We start from the raw sequence: 13,848 nt of genomic DNA on the forward strand, positions 1-13,848 counted from the left end.
GAGCCCCCATGACCCAGACCCTGGCCGATATGCGCCGCGACTACACCCGCGACGGACTCAGTGAGGAGCAGGCCCCCCAGGAGCCGCTCGCGCTGTTCCACCGCTGGTTCGACGAGGCGGTGAAGACCGAGCAATTGCCCGTCGAACCCAACGCCATGACCCTGGCCACGGTGGACGCCGATGGGCGCCCCCATTGCCGGGTGCTGCTGCTCAAGGGGCTGGATGAGCGTGGCTTCACCTTCTTCAGCAACTACGACAGTGCCAAGGGCGAGCAACTGGCGGCGCGGCCGTTCGCGGCCATGACCTTCTTCTGGCCCAGCCTGGAGCGCCAGGTGCGCATCGAGGGGCGCGTGGAGCGGGTGACTCCGGCGGAGTCTGACGCCTACTTCCAGGTCCGCCCGCTGGGCAGCCGCATCGGCGCCTGGGCCTCACCGCAGAGCCGGGTGATCGCCGATCGCGCCGAACTGGAGGCCTTGCTGGCCGACACCGAGCGGCGTTTCCTCAACCAGTCCCCCACCTGCCCGCCGCACTGGGGCGGCTACCGGCTGCTGCCGGAGCGCGTCGAGTTCTGGCAGGGGCGCCCCAGCCGGCTGCACGACCGCCTCAACTACCGCCTGGTAGATGGGCGCTGGCAGCGCGAGCGCCTCGCACCCTAGGACGCCTGGGGCGGCTGCGGGTAACGGCTGGCCGCCTGCTCCAGCCAGGCCTGCAGCGCCTTGCGCTTGATCCCCGCAGCCTTCGCCGCCTCCAGTTGCTCCAGCATGTAGGCGCGGCGCTGCGGGTCATCCCCCGCCATCGACAGGGCCAGGTCGCGGTCCACCCAGCGCTTGATGCGCACGTAGATCCACCAGTGGAAGTACAGGCCCGCGACGGTGGTGACGACGATGATGAAGTAATCCATGGACTAACCTTGCTGCTCGGCACCCTGGCGTCGTTTCGTTGTCCGATGGCCGTGGCTGTACGGAAACTGAACGAGTCTGCACTTTGGCCGAGCGTCGAGTGACAGTTGAAGGTGCCGCGCAGTCTAATGGAGGCGCATCCAATCTGGAGGAAAAATCATGCGTAAATCCGTTCTGCTGGCCGCTTCGTTCGCCTCGATGGCGATGGTTCTGAGCGGCTGTCAATCGAGCCTGACCGGAGACACCTACTCCCGCGCCGAGGCCCGCCAGGTGCAGACCGTGCGCATGGGGACCATCGAATCGCTGCGCCCGGTGAAGATCGAGGGCACCAAGACCCCTATCGGCGCTGGTGCCGGTGCGGTGGTAGGCGGTGTCGGTGGCAGCGCCATCGGCGGTGGCCGTGGCAGTGTGGTGGCCGCCGTGATCGGCGCCGTGGCCGGTGGCCTGCTGGGCGCCGCGACCGAAGAAGGCCTGACCCGCACCCAGGGCGTGGAGATCACCGTGCGCGAGGATGACGGTTCCATGCGCGCCTACGTGCAGGAAGTGCAGGAAAACGAGATCTTCCGTGTCGGCGAACGTGTTCGCATCATGACCGTCAATGGCACCAGCCGCGTGACCCACTGATCCATCCCCCCGCAACCGGCGGGCTTTCCGCCGGTTCGTCCCCTACGCTTCATCTCACCAGCCAACCGGCAGGCGATTCATGGCTCTGTAGAGCGGGTCGCCTGTTCCGGCTTGCTAGGTTTTGAAATAATTCATGCATGCGCGGTGATCGATAGTTCTGGATAATCGATCACCGCATCGCCATTGCCGTGCTCAGCGCTGGCAGGCCGAAAGAGGAGGATTTCGATGCTACTGGCGCTGATCGTCGCCCTGCCATTCCTGGGAACCCTGTTGCCGCTGCTGTTCGGCCGCCATTGCCGCACCCGTGCCGCGCTGGCAGCCGCCGTGGCGCCGGCCATCGGCCTTGGCCTGCTGCTCGCCCAGGCCGGCACCGTGCTGGGTGGGGAGGTCCTGAAACTGTCCATCCCCTGGTTGCCGCAGCTGGGGCTGAACTTCAGCCTGCGCCTGGATGGGCTGGGCTTCCTCTTCGCGCTGATGATCCTCGGCATCGGCCTGCTGGTGATCCTCTACGCCCGCTACTACCTCTCCGAGCGCGAGCCCTGTGGCCGCTTCTTCGCCTACCTGCTGCTGTTCATGGGCGCCATGCTCGGCGTAGTGCTGTCCGAGAACCTGCTGCTGATGCTGGTGTTCTGGGAGGCCACCAGCCTGTCGTCGTTCCTGCTGATCGGTTTCTGGGGGCACCGCTCCGACGCCCGCAAGGGCGCGCGCATGGCGCTGGCGGTCACCGGTGGCGGTGGCCTGGCGTTGCTGGCGGGCATCCTCCTGCTCGGGCAGATCGCCGGCAGCTTCGAGCTGACCGAGGTGCTGGCCCGGGGCGAGCTGATCCGCCAGCACAGCCTCTATCCGGTGATGCTGTGCCTGGTGCTGCTGGGGGCGCTGACCAAGTCGGCGCAGTTCCCCTTCCACTTCTGGCTGCCCCACGCCATGGCCGCGCCGACCCCGGTGTCCGCCTACCTGCACTCGGCGACCATGGTAAAGGCCGGTGTGTTCCTCCTGGCGCGGCTCTACCCGGCCCTGGCCGGCACCGACCTGTGGTTCTACCTGGTGGGCCTGAGCGGCCTGGCGACCCTGCTGCTGGGCGCCGGGATGGCGCTGTTCCAGCATGACCTCAAGGGCCTGCTGGCCTATTCCACCATCAGCCACCTGGGCCTGATCACCCTGCTGTTCGGCCTGGATACCCCGCTGTCCAACGTCGCGGCGGTGTTCCACATCATCAACCACGCCACCTTCAAGGCGTCGCTGTTCATGGCGGCCGGCATCATCGACCACGAGACCGGCAGCCGCGACATGCGGCAGATCAACGGCATGTGGCGCTACCTGCCGCACACCGCTGTGCTGGCGATGGTCGCCTCCCTGGCCATGGCCGGGGTGCCGTTGCTCAACGGCTTCCTCAGCAAGGAGATGTTCTTCAGCGAGACCCTCGGGCAGGACCTGCTGGGCAGCTTCAGCTGGCTGATCCCGGCCGGGGCGACCCTGGCGGGCGTGTTCTCGGTGGCCTATTCGCTGCGCTTCGTCCATGACGTGTTCTTCAACGGCGAGCCGCGCCAGTTGCCCAAGTTCCCGCCCCACGAGCCGCCGCGCTACATGAAGGTGCCGGTGGAAGTGCTCGTCGCCCTGTGCCTGCTGGTGGGCATGGCGCCCAACTTCAGCGTCGCGCCCCTGCTGGCGGCCGCGTCCTCGGTGAGCATGGGCGGCACGCTGCCGGAGTACAGCCTGGCGATCTGGCACGGGCTCAATCTGCCGCTGCTGATGAGTACCCTGGCACTGGTCGGCGGCGTGCTGATCTACATCGGCCGCAAGCCGCTGTTCCGCTGGTACGAAGGGCTGCCGGACGCGGACGCGAAGGAAATCTTCGAGGCAGCCGTCCAGCGGGTGATCGGCGTGGCTGCGCGCTTCATCGCCGCGCTGGAGAACGGCTCCCTGCAGCGCTACATGGCGGTGCTGCTGCTGGCGGCCATCGTCGTGGTGGTCGTGGCCCTGGCGCCGCTGACCTCGCTGACGGGCTCGCGGCCGCTCACCGGGCTGGATGGCGTGACGGCGGTGGGAATGCTGGTGCTGGCCGCCAGCGGTGTGCTGACGGCGTTGCTGCACCGCCAGCGCATGGTGGCGCTGCTGGTGCTGGGCGTCGGCGGCCTGCTGGTGGCCCTGGCCTTCGCCCGCTTCTCCGCGCCCGACCTGGCACTGACCCAGCTGACGGTGGAGGTGGTGACCCTGGTGCTGCTGATCCTCGCCATGTACTACCTGCCCTCGCGTACCCCGGCGGAAAGCTCCAGCCTGCGCATCCTCCGCGACCTCGGCCTGGCCGGCGCCGGCGGCACCCTGGTGGGCCTGCTGACCTACGCGGTGATGACCCGCCCGTACACCACCATCGCCGACTACTTCATCGCCAACGCCATCCCCGGCGGCGGCGGGCACAACGTGGTCAACGTCATCCTCGTGGACTTCCGCGGGTTCGACACCCTGGGCGAGATCACCGTGCTGGCGATCGCTGCGGTGGGCGTGCATGCGCTGCTGTCCGGGCTGTTGCTGCGCAACCCCACCTGCGATCCCCAGGGCCGCAACTGGGCACGGGCCAAGCACCCGCTGATCCTCGAAACCCTGTCGCGGCTGCTGCTGCCCCTGGCGCTGATGGTCTCGGCCTTCATCTTCCTGCGCGGGCACAACCTGCCGGGCGGCGGCTTCATCGCCGGCCTGATCACGGCCGTGGCCCTGGTGCTGCAGTACATCGCCAGTGGTTCGGCCTACGTCGAATCGCGGCTGCCGCTGCGCTACCAGCGCATGGCCGGCTGCGGCGTGCTGCTGGCCGGCCTTACCGGGCTGGGCAGCTGGGCCTTCGGCGCACCGTTCCTGAGCTCGGCCTTCGACCACTTCCACCTGCCGCTGGTGGGTGAGTTCGAACTGGCCACGGCACTGGCCTTCGACCTGGGCGTCTACCTCGCCGTGGTCGGCGCCGTGATGCTGATCCTCTCCGGGCTCGGCAAGCTGAGCCTGCACCCGCCCATGACCGAGGAGGTCCACTGATGGAAGCCCTGTTCGCCGTCACCCTCGGGCTGCTCACCGCCAGCGGCCTGTACCTGCTGCTCCGGGCGCGCACCTTCCCGGTCGTGCTCGGGCTGACGCTGTTGTCCTACGCGGTCAACCTGTTCCTCTTCGCCATGGGGCGCCTGGCAGGCGACGCCGCCGTGCTCGGCCAGGGCGGCACCCCGGCCGACCCGCTGCCCCAGGCGCTTGTGCTCACCGCCATCGTCATCGGCTTCGCCATGACCGCCTTCGTGGTGGCCCTGGCCCTGCGGGGCGTCGGCGAGCTGGGCAACGACCATGTCGATGGCCGCCGTGACGGGGAGGGCCGATGAACCACCTGCTCATCCTGCCGATCCTTCTGCCCCTGTTCGCCGGGGCGGCGCTGCTGATGCTGCCCTCGCTGGAGCGCATCAAGCGCACCCTGTCGATCCTTGCCTGCCTGGCGCTGATTCCCGTGGCCCTGTTGCTGATGCGGCAGGCGGCGGAAGGTGACCTGCAGGTGTACGCACTGGGCGGCTGGCAGGCACCGTTCGGCATCGTGCTGATGCTGGACCGCCTCAGCGCGCTGATGCTGCTGGTCACCGCCGTGCTCGGCACCGCCGTGGCGATCTATGCGGCCCGGGGTGATGACCGCCGGGGCATGCGCTTCCACGCGCTGCTGCAGTTCCAGCTGCTGGGCCTGAACGGTGCCTTCACTACCGGCGACCTGTTCAACCTCTTCGTGTTCTTCGAGGTGATGCTGATCGCCTCCTATGCGCTGCTGTTCCATGGTGGCGGTGCCGAACGGACCCGCGCCGGTTTGCACTACGTGGTGCTGAACCTGGTGGGCTCGGCGTTCTTCCTGATCGCCCTGGGCGTGTTCTACGGCATCACCGGCACCCTCAACATGGCCGACCTGTCGGTGAAGGTGGCCGCCGTGGCACCCGCCGATGCGCCGTTGCTGGCGGCTGCCGGGCTGCTCCTGCTGGTGGTGTTCGCCCTCAAGGCGGCGTTGCTGCCGCTGCACTTCTGGCTGCCGCGTGCCTATGCCGTGGCCAGTGCGCCGGTGGCGGCGCTGTTCGCGATCATGACCAAGGTGGGCGTCTACTCCATCGTGCGGGTCTACCTGCTGGTGTTCGGTGCCGGGGCGGGTGAGCTGGCCCACCTGGGCAACGACTGGCTGTGGCCGCTGGCGCTGCTGACCATGGCGGTGGCCGCACTCGGTGCCCTGGCTGCTGCCAGCCTGCAGGCGCTGGTGGCCTACCTGGTGCTGCTCTCCGCCGGCACCCTGCTGGCGGCCGTGGCCCTGGGCACGCCGGCCTCCCTGGGCGCGGCGCTGTACTACCTGGTGCACAGCACCTGGGCAGCGGCCGGGCTGTTCCTGCTGGCCGACCTCATCAGCCGCGAGCGTGGCGAACGCCGGGGCGCGCTGGTGCAGGGGCCGCTGCTGGAACACCCGGCCCTGCTGGGCGGCGCCTTCTTCTTCGCGGCCATCTCGGTGGCCGGCCTGCCGCCGTTGTCCGGCTTCATCGGCAAGCTGCTGCTGCTCAAGGCTGCGACGCCGGGCCTGCCGACGGCCTTGCTGTGGGGCGTGCTGCTGGGCGGCAGCCTGCTGTGCCTGGTGGCCCTGAGCCGGGCCGGCAGCACCCTGTTCTGGCGCACCACCGGGGCTGATGCGCCCGGCGGCGAGGGGCTCGACGGCGTGCGCCTGGCCGTCACCCTTGCGCTGCTGGGCCTGGCGGTGCTGCTGGTGGTGCTGGCCGGCCCGCTGATGGGCTACCTGGAGGCCACGGCCACCCAGCTGCACGATGTTGATCTCTACCGGCAGGCCGTCCTGCCAGGAGCGGGCGCATGATCCGTCGTCTCTTGCCCCATCCGGCCACCAGCCTGCTGCTGCTGGTCACCTGGCTGCTGCTGGTGGATTCCCTGTCCTTCGGCCAGTGGCTGCTGGGGGGCGCGCTGGCCGTGCTCATCCCGCTGCTGTGCAACCCGCTGATGCTGGAGCACCCGCGCGCCTGGCGCCCGGCCCGCCTGGCCCGGTTCATCCTGCTGGTGCTGTGGGACATCCTGGTGGCCAACTTCCTGGTGGCCCGCCAGACCCTCGGCCCGATCCGGCGCCTGCAGCCGGGGTTCGTCGAGGTGCCGATCGACCTGGACAACGAAATGGCCATCAGCCTGCTGGTGTGCGTGGTGTCCCTGACCCCGGGCTCGGTGTCCGCCGACCTCAGCGGCGACCGCCGCATCCTGCTGGTCCACGCCCTGGACGTGCCCGATGCCGACGCGCTGGTGGCGGAGATCAAGCAGCGCTACGAAGCGCCCCTCAAGGAGGTGTTCCCATGCTCGCGTACGTGATTCCCGTCTGCCTGGGGCTGCTGGTGGTGGCCATGCTGCTGACCCTGGCCCGCCTGGTGCGCGGGCCCTGCCTGCCCGACCGGGTGCTGGCGCTGGATACCCTCTACGTCAATGCCATCGCCATGCTGATCCTGCTGGGCATCTGGCAGGGCACCAACCTGTATTTCGAGGTGGCGCTGCTGATCGCCGTGCTGGGGTTCGTCGGCACGGTGGCGGTGGCCAAGTACATGCTGCGCGGAGACATCATCGAATGAACATCGCCGACCTGCCCCTGTGGGCCGAGATCCTGGTTTCCCTGCTGCTGCTGTTGGGTGCGCTGTTCGTGCTGATCGGTGCCATCGGCCTCTATCGCCTGCCGGATTTCTTCATGCGCCTGCACGGGCCGACCAAGGCCACCACCCTGGGTGTGGGCAGCCTGGTGATGGGGTCGCTGGTGTACTTCTCCTGGGTGTCCGGTACGCTCAGCTTCCACGAGCTGCTGATCAGCCTGTTCCTCTTCATCAGTGCCCCGGTCAGTGCCTACATGCTGGCCAAGGCCGCTGTGCTGCAGCAGCTGCCGCTCACGTCGCGGACCCGCGGCAAACCCTGGCAGCAGTAACAGTTTTGCCGGGCGGCTGTGCCTGTCGGGGGCGCCTGCCGCCCCCTAGACTGTCGATTTTTCCGGAGATGGGGCATGGCGCAGCAGGCTCGGTGGGTGGCAGTGGTCTGCCTGGTGCTGGCCATGGCGCTGTGGGGCAGCTCGTTCATCGCCCTCAAGTTCGCTTTCCGCGAGGTGCCGTCGATGTGGGTGATCTTCGCCCGCATGGCCCTCGGCAGCCTGGTGTTCCTGCTGGCCTGGCGCTGGCGGGGGAGGGCTGAACCCCGGCCCGGCGACTGGAAGTACTTCCTGGCCCTGGGCGCCTGCGAGCCCTGCCTCTATTTCATCTTCGAAGCCCTGGCGCTGGAGCACACCAGTGCCTCCCAGGCGGGGATGATCACGGCGCTGTTGCCGCTGCTGGTGGCGATGGGGGCCTACCTGTTCCTCCAGGAGCGCATCACCCGCACCACCCTGGCCGGCTTCCTGCTGGCGGTGCTCGGCGCTGTGTGGCTGAGCCTGGCCAGCGAGTCGGATGCCCATGCCCGCGCGCCCCTGCTGGGCAACTTCTATGAATTCCTCGCGATGCTCTGCGCCACCGGCTACACGCTGCTGCTCAAGCACCTGTCGTCGCGCTACTCGGCCTTCCACCTGACGGCCTTGCAGGCGTTCATCGGGGCCGGGTTCTTCCTGCCGGTGGCGCTGTTGGGCGAACCCTTGCCCGCCGTCATCAGCCCGCTGGCGCTGGGGTCGATGGTCTACCTCGGCATCGTGGTCACCGTCGGCGCCTATGGCCTCTACAATTTCGGCGTAGGGCGCCTGCCGGCCAGCCAGGCCACCGGCTTCATCAACCTGATCCCGGTGTTCACCCTGATCTTCGCCATGCTGCTGCTGGACGAACGCCTCAGCCCTGCCCAGTTCTGCGCCGCTGCCCTGGTGTTCGCCGGGGTGGCCCTCAGCCAGTGGCGCAGCGCCCCGCCGGCCCCGGCCGGCATCCTCGATTGAGTACACACCATGCCCGCTGATTTCCGCCGTTGGACCCGCGATGCCATCCGCCTCATCGAGGCCGACTTCCAGCGCAGCGCCGATACCCACCTGATCCCCCTCGCGCTGCCGGGCTTCCCGGGTGTCGACCTGTATTTCAAGGACGAGTCCAGCCACCCCACCGGCAGCCTCAAGCACCGCCTGGCCCGTTCGCTGTTCCTCTATGCCCTGTGCAACGGCTGGCTGAAGCCAGGAGCGCCGGTGATCGAGGCCTCCAGCGGCTCCACGGCGGTGTCCGAGGCCTACTTCGCGCGCCTGCTGGGGTTGCCGTTCATCGCCGTGATGCCGGCCAGCACTTCCCCGGAGAAGATCGCCCAGATCGCCTTCTATGGCGGCCGCAGCCACCTGGTGAGCGACCCGACGCAGATCTATGCCGAGTCCGAACGACTGGCGCGGGAGAGCGGCGGCCACTTCATGGACCAGTTCACCTACGCCGAGCGCGCCACCGACTGGCGGGCGAACAACAACATCGCCGAGTCGATCTTCCAGCAGATGCGCCACGAGCCGCACCCGGAGCCGAGCTGGCTGGTGTCCAGCCCCGGCACGGGCGGCACCCTGGCCACCCTCGGGCGCTACGTGCGCTACCGCCAGCACCCGACCCGGGTGCTGTGTGCCGACGCCGAGCGTTCGGTGTTCTTCGATGCCTATGTGAGTGGCGACCGCAACCTGACCCTGGGCTGCGGGTCGCGCATCGAGGGCATTGGCCGGCCTCGGGTCGAGGCGTCCTTCCTGCCCCAGGTGATCGATGCGATGGCCAAGGTGCCGGATGCGCTGTCCCTGGCGGCCATGCACTACCTGGCGCAGCGCCTGGGGCGGCGGGTCGGTGGCTCCAGCGGGACCAACCTGGTGGGGGCCTTGCGGGTGGCTGCAGACATGGCGGCCAAGGGCGAGCAGGGCTCGGTGGTGGCGATCCTCTGCGATGGCGGCGAGCGCTACGCGACCACCTACTACGATCCGGCCTGGCTGGCGAGCCAGGGGTTCGACCTCGAACCCCTGGTCGCGCAGATCGCCGCCTGCGCCGAGCAGGGCGCGCCCCTGCCGGATTCGCTGGCGGTGGCCGGGCTCTGACAGGCTGTTGAAACGCACACGGCGCTGCCGCAGCGCCGTGTGCGTCATTCAACGGCGTGCCGGGCCTCGCCCCCTCGCCAGGCGAGGGCCACATCCAGCATGCGGTGGGCGAAGGCCCACTCGTTGTCGTACCAGGCGAGCACCTTCACCAGCTCGTCCTGCACCCGCGTCTGGGTCAGGTCGGCGACGCAGGACACCGGGTAGCCGTTGAAGTCCACCGACACCAGCGGCAGCTCGTTGCAGCTCATCACCCCCTCCGGCAGGCGGAAGGCGCCTTCGCGCAGCGCGGCGTTGACCGCCTCGCGCGTGGTGGGGCGCTCGGCGATGAAGCTCAGGTCCACCAGCGAGACGTTGGGGGTCGGCACCCTGACCGCCAGGCCGTCGAGGCGCCCGGCCAGCTCCGGCAGCACCAGGCCGATGGCCCGTGCCGCGCCGGTGCTGGTGGGAATCATCGAGAGGGCGGCGGCCCGCGCGCGGTAGAGGTCGTCGTGGGTCTTGTCCAGCAGGTTCTGGTCGTTGGTGTAGGCGTGCACCGTGGTCACCAGGCCGCTGCGAATGCCCACGGCGGCATGCAGCACCTTGGCCAGGGGCGCCAGGCAGTTGGTGGTGCAGGAGGCGTTGGAGACGATGCGCTGGTCGCCCAACTGGTCGTGGTTGACCCCGTACACCACCGTCAGGTCGGCGCTGTCCAGCGGGTGGGAGAGCAGCACGTGGGAGGCCCCGGCGGCCAGGTGCCGTTCCACCTGTTCGCGCTTCTTCATCCGCCCCGAGCATTCCAGCACCAGGTCCACCCCCAGGTCCGCCCAGGGCAGGTTGCCGGGTTCCGGCTCGGCCAGCAGGCGGATCGCCTGGGTACCGACGTGCAGGTGGTCCTGGCGCAGTTCGAGGGGGCCGGCGAAGCGGCCGAAGGTGGAGTCGAAGCGGGTGAGGTGGGCGAGGGTGGCGAAATCGCCGAGGTCGTTGATGGCTTCGATCCGCACCTGCTGGTCGAGGCCCCGTTCGAACACGGCGCGGACAATGGCCCGGCCGATGCGTCCATACCCGTTCAATGCGATGCGCAGCATGACGTTCTCCTTCTTGCGTGTCCTGCCTGCAAGCTTAGGAGGTCATCGGCGAACGGGGGCCGCTCCGGCCCGGGGAACGGGCCGAGGCGGGGGAGGGAAACAACGGTTCAGTCGTTGCGGGCGCCGCCGAAAGCGGCACAGCCGCGCAGGGTCTTGCCGTCCAGGCGTAGTTCGGCGGAGAGGTGCTCGACGGCGCCACTCATGCTGTCGACGCAGCGTTTTGGGGCGATCCACAGCTCCACCCGGCGGCCGTTGGCTTCGCTGGTGAGGTTGAAGCGGCCGTCGGGCAGTTGTTCTTCCATGTAGGGGATGGCCAGCGGCGGCTGCTCCGGCTGTTCCAGCACCAGGCCGGCGTTGCTGACATTGACGTTCCAGGACGGCTCGTTGCCGCTGGCACGCAGCAGCAGGCGGCGGAAGTTCGGGTCGTCGCAGCCGTGGCCCTCGCGCTGCAGGCGGTACAGGCGGCGCACGTCCAGCTGGCCATCGGCACCGGCTTTGCTCGCACCTAGCTGGCCGCCGAGGTCGGCGAACAGCGGGCCCGGCCCGTCGTCCAGGAGGGTGGCAGCTTCCTGCAGGATGCCGGTGGCGCCCACGTCGGTAATCACGAAGCGGCGCTGCTCCTGGCAGGGGCGGAACACCAGGCGTCCATCGCTGGCCTCCAGTTCGCCCTGCATCCGCTGCTGCGGGAGTTGCGGTGCCTTCTCCGGGCCGGTGAACACCTGGCAGCCGGCGAACAGGGGGATCAGACTGAACAGCAGGGGACGAACGATGCGCATGGGGGCCTCCTTGGGAAGCGGCCACGTTACCGGGGCGCCTCGGCGAGCTCAAGGGCGAGGAGGACGGATGATCCAGTGCAAGCGGGTTTATGAACCCTGGGATGAAGGCGATGGCCAGCGGGTGCTGGTGGACCGGCTGTGGCCGCGCGGTTGCCGCAAGGAGGCGCTGGGGCTGGCGCTCTGGCAGAAGGCGGTGGCGCCTTCGGATGCGTTGCGCCGCGACTTCTGCCACGACCCCGAGCGCTTCGATGAATTCCGCCTGCGCTACCGGGGCGAGCTGGCGGCGCACCCGGAGCACTGGCAGGGGCTGCTGCAGATGGCGCGGGAAGGGACGCTGACTCTGCTCTACGCCGCCCGCGACGAGCAGGCCAACAACGCCCGTGTGCTGGCCGAGTTCCTCGAGGAGGAGCTGGACCGCGAAGGGCCGTCCAGCTCCCCGGTGTGCTACGCCGGCGAGGTGTAGCGGCTTACCAGACGCGGTACACCTGGCCGGTCTGGCCGCCTTCGGCGCTCTTGGCATAGGCCAGGGCTGCGACGGCTGCCGGCACGGCCTTGAAGCCGCGGAAGAACGGGCCGTAGGACGGCAGGGCTTCTTCGATCACCGTGGGGCTGACGCTGTTGATGCGCAGGCCGCGGGGCAGTTCGATGGCGGCGCTTTTCACGAAGCTGTCGATGGCGCCGTTGACCATGCTGGCCGAGGCGCCGGCGCGGATCGGGTCGTCGCTCAGCACCCCGGAGGTGAGGGTGAAGGAGCCGCCGTCGTTGATGAACTCACGGCCGATCAGCACCAGGTTCACCTGGCCCATCAGCTTGTCCGCCAGGCCCTTGGCGAATTCCGCTTCGCCCATTTCCGCCAGGGCGCCGAAGTGCACCTTGCCGGTGGCGCTGATCAGCGCGTCGAAGTGGCCGGTCTGTTCGAACAGGCGGCGGATCGAGGCGGCATCGCGGATGTCCACCTGGAAGTCGCCGCTGTTGTGGCCGACGCGGACGATCTCGTGGCGCTCCTTGAGCTCGTTGTCGATGGCTTGACCGATGGTGCCGCTGGCGCCGATGAGAAGGATCTTCATGAAGGGATTCCTGTGGCTGAGGGATGACGGAATCCAGTGTAGAGTCGCTTTTGTTTCCGATAAGCGGGGTAATCGGAAACCTTGGGTTTTCATTTGGAAACAGTGAGGGGCGCGTGAGCGAACTCGACGACCTGGCGGCGTTCGCCGTCTTGCTGGAAGCGGGCAGCTTTACCCGCGCGGCCGAACGGCTGGGGTGCAGCAAGGGGCAGTTGTCCAAGCGCATCCGTCATCTGGAGGAGGGGCTGGGCACGACGCTGTTGCACCGCACCACCCGGCGCCTGGATCTGACGGCGGCCGGCGCCGCGCTGTTGCCCCAGGCCCGCGCCCTGGTGGCCCAGGCGGAGGTGGCACGGCAGGCGGTGAAGCGCCTGCAGGAGGAAGTGTCCGGTCGGGTGCGGATCAGCGTGCCGGTCTCCCTGGGGGAGACCTTCTTCGATGCGCTGCTGCTGGACTTCACCCGCCAGTACCCGGCGGTGCGGGTGGAGCTGGACCTGAGCAATGCCTACCGCGACCTGATTGCCGAGGGCTTCGACCTGGGCGTGCGCAGCGGCCCGCATCAGGACGAGCGGCTGGTGGCCCGGCCGCTGTTCTCCCTGGAGGAGATCACCTGCGCCGCCCCGGACTACCTGGCCCGCCACGGTGAACCCCATGCCCCGGCGGAGCTGGCCGGCCACCAGTGCCTGCTGAACACCCACTACGCCGGCTACGAGGAGTGGCTCTACCACCGCCAGCACCAGCTGGAGCGGGTGCAGGTGGCGGGCAACCTCGCCAGCAACCACTACAGCCTGCTGAAGAAGGCCGCCATGGCCGGCGCCGGCATCGCCCGGCTGCCGTCCTACATGCTGCACGACGAACTGGCGGATGGCCGCCTGGTGTGGCTGCTGCGTGGGTACCGTACCCGGCAGTCGCCGGTGTTCCTCGTGCATCCCTACCAGAGCGGCCTGCCCCGCCGTACCCAGGTGCTGGTGGACTACCTGCTGGACTGGTTCGAGCGCAGCCGCCAGGCCCTCGACCGGCTGGAGCTTGGGGCGTAGGGCGGCGTCATCTGCAATGCCGTGGGTGCAGGCTCGGTGGTAGCTGCCCCGGTGTGATGCGCTTCGTGCCTCAGCCCATCCTACGAGCCGGCGTCGCCCGTAGGATGGGCTGAGCTGTGCGAAGCCCATCGTTTCCAGGCGATTGCCGGCTAAACGCTGCAGGGTGGACCGCGCTTCGTCGGTCCATCGTCGTGCGCCCAGCCAGGCATCGATGGTGGATGGGAAGAGCGCCATCCCACTACAACCCCGTGATGCGCTTCGTGCCTCAGCGCATCCTACGAGCCGGCGTCACCCGTAGGATGGGCTGAGCTGTGCGAAGCCCATCGTGTCCAGGCGATTGCCGGCT

General features: G+C 68.8%; 16 protein-coding genes. 12 read left to right on the forward strand and 4 right to left on the reverse strand.

Annotated features, from left to right (window positions below; translation table 11 throughout):
- The first annotated feature begins 8 nt into the window (after positions 1 to 8).
- A complete protein-coding gene (gene pdxH, locus RTK35_RS12950; protein WP_044413361.1) occupies positions 9 to 656 on the forward strand; it encodes a pyridoxamine 5'-phosphate oxidase in 648 nt (215 codons plus the stop codon).
- On the opposite strand, the gene RTK35_RS12955 is transcribed toward pdxH, so the two are convergent.
- Complete coding sequence (locus RTK35_RS12955) at positions 653 to 901, reverse strand: hypothetical protein (protein ID WP_044413363.1); 249 nt, start codon at positions 899 to 901, stop codon at positions 653 to 655. The genes pdxH and RTK35_RS12955 overlap by 4 nt on opposite strands.
- Before the next feature lie 157 nt (positions 902 to 1,058).
- Here RTK35_RS12955 and RTK35_RS12960 point away from each other — a divergent pair, with 157 nt between their 5' ends.
- The 9 genes from RTK35_RS12960 (at position 1,059) to RTK35_RS13000 (ending at position 9,561) form a co-directional block, all read left to right on the forward strand.
- Positions 1,059 to 1,523, forward strand: coding sequence for a glycine zipper 2TM domain-containing protein (locus tag RTK35_RS12960; protein ID WP_074969173.1), 465 nt, complete (start codon positions 1,059 to 1,061; stop codon positions 1,521 to 1,523).
- A gap of 225 nt (positions 1,524 to 1,748) precedes the next feature.
- The gene (locus tag RTK35_RS12965) at positions 1,749 to 4,544 is read left to right on the forward strand and encodes a monovalent cation/H+ antiporter subunit A (RefSeq protein WP_316908181.1); all 2,796 of its coding nucleotides are present in this window, start codon (positions 1,749 to 1,751) and stop codon (positions 4,542 to 4,544) included.
- Complete coding sequence (locus RTK35_RS12970; protein ID WP_044413370.1) at positions 4,544 to 4,876, forward strand: Na+/H+ antiporter subunit C; 333 nt, start codon at positions 4,544 to 4,546, stop codon at positions 4,874 to 4,876. The genes RTK35_RS12965 and RTK35_RS12970 overlap by 1 nt, the downstream gene beginning before the upstream one ends.
- Positions 4,873 to 6,378, forward strand: a complete 1,506-nt coding sequence (locus tag RTK35_RS12975; protein WP_160482718.1) for a monovalent cation/H+ antiporter subunit D — start codon at positions 4,873 to 4,875, stop codon at positions 6,376 to 6,378. The genes RTK35_RS12970 and RTK35_RS12975 overlap by 4 nt, the downstream gene beginning before the upstream one ends.
- Complete coding sequence (locus tag RTK35_RS12980; protein ID WP_044413375.1) at positions 6,375 to 6,875, forward strand: Na+/H+ antiporter subunit E; 501 nt, start codon at positions 6,375 to 6,377, stop codon at positions 6,873 to 6,875. The genes RTK35_RS12975 and RTK35_RS12980 overlap by 4 nt, the downstream gene beginning before the upstream one ends.
- A complete protein-coding gene (locus tag RTK35_RS12985; RefSeq protein WP_044413378.1) occupies positions 6,860 to 7,129 on the forward strand; it encodes a K+/H+ antiporter subunit F in 270 nt (89 codons plus the stop codon). Before RTK35_RS12980 ends, RTK35_RS12985 begins: the two co-directional genes overlap by 16 nt.
- Positions 7,126 to 7,473 carry a Na+/H+ antiporter subunit G gene (locus tag RTK35_RS12990; protein WP_082078339.1) on the forward strand — a complete coding sequence of 116 codons (348 nt, stop codon included), beginning with the start codon at positions 7,126 to 7,128 and terminating at the stop codon, positions 7,471 to 7,473. The genes RTK35_RS12985 and RTK35_RS12990 overlap by 4 nt, the downstream gene beginning before the upstream one ends.
- Positions 7,474 to 7,548: 75 nt before the next feature.
- Positions 7,549 to 8,454, forward strand: a complete 906-nt coding sequence (locus tag RTK35_RS12995) for a DMT family transporter (protein ID WP_316908182.1) — start codon at positions 7,549 to 7,551, stop codon at positions 8,452 to 8,454.
- Positions 8,455 to 8,463: 9 nt separating this feature from the next.
- Positions 8,464 to 9,561: a PLP-dependent cysteine synthase family protein gene (locus RTK35_RS13000; protein WP_142011442.1), complete on the forward strand. Its 1,098-nt coding sequence runs from the start codon at positions 8,464 to 8,466 to the stop codon at positions 9,559 to 9,561.
- A gap of 44 nt (positions 9,562 to 9,605) precedes the next feature.
- Here RTK35_RS13000 and gap read toward each other — a convergent pair whose 3' ends face one another.
- On the reverse strand, positions 9,606 to 10,625 hold the full coding sequence (gene gap, locus RTK35_RS13005) for a type I glyceraldehyde-3-phosphate dehydrogenase (protein WP_044413387.1): 1,020 nt from the start codon (positions 10,623 to 10,625) through the stop codon (positions 9,606 to 9,608).
- Between the two features lie 107 nt (positions 10,626 to 10,732).
- A complete protein-coding gene (locus tag RTK35_RS13010; protein WP_142011436.1) occupies positions 10,733 to 11,401 on the reverse strand; it encodes a COG3650 family protein in 669 nt (222 codons plus the stop codon).
- A 67-nt stretch (positions 11,402 to 11,468) separates the two neighbouring features.
- On the opposite strand from RTK35_RS13010, the gene RTK35_RS13015 reads away from it, so the two are divergent.
- Positions 11,469 to 11,864 (forward strand): DUF488 domain-containing protein, encoded by a 396-nt coding sequence (locus RTK35_RS13015; RefSeq protein WP_316908183.1) that lies wholly within the window; start codon positions 11,469 to 11,471, stop codon positions 11,862 to 11,864.
- 4 nt (positions 11,865 to 11,868) lie between these two features.
- Here RTK35_RS13015 and RTK35_RS13020 read toward each other — a convergent pair whose 3' ends face one another.
- Complete coding sequence (locus tag RTK35_RS13020; RefSeq protein ID WP_316908184.1) at positions 11,869 to 12,468, reverse strand: short chain dehydrogenase; 600 nt, start codon at positions 12,466 to 12,468, stop codon at positions 11,869 to 11,871.
- A 113-nt stretch (positions 12,469 to 12,581) separates the two neighbouring features.
- On the opposite strand from RTK35_RS13020, the gene RTK35_RS13025 reads away from it, so the two are divergent.
- Positions 12,582 to 13,502 carry a LysR family transcriptional regulator gene (locus RTK35_RS13025; RefSeq protein WP_316908185.1) on the forward strand — a complete coding sequence of 307 codons (921 nt, stop codon included), beginning with the start codon at positions 12,582 to 12,584 and terminating at the stop codon, positions 13,500 to 13,502.
- The last annotated feature ends 346 nt before the right edge of the window (positions 13,503 to 13,848 follow it).

The sequence above is a fragment of the Pseudomonas sp. zfem003 genome (assembly GCF_032621675.1).
Taxonomy (GTDB): domain Bacteria; phylum Pseudomonadota; class Gammaproteobacteria; order Pseudomonadales; family Pseudomonadaceae; genus Metapseudomonas; species Metapseudomonas otitidis.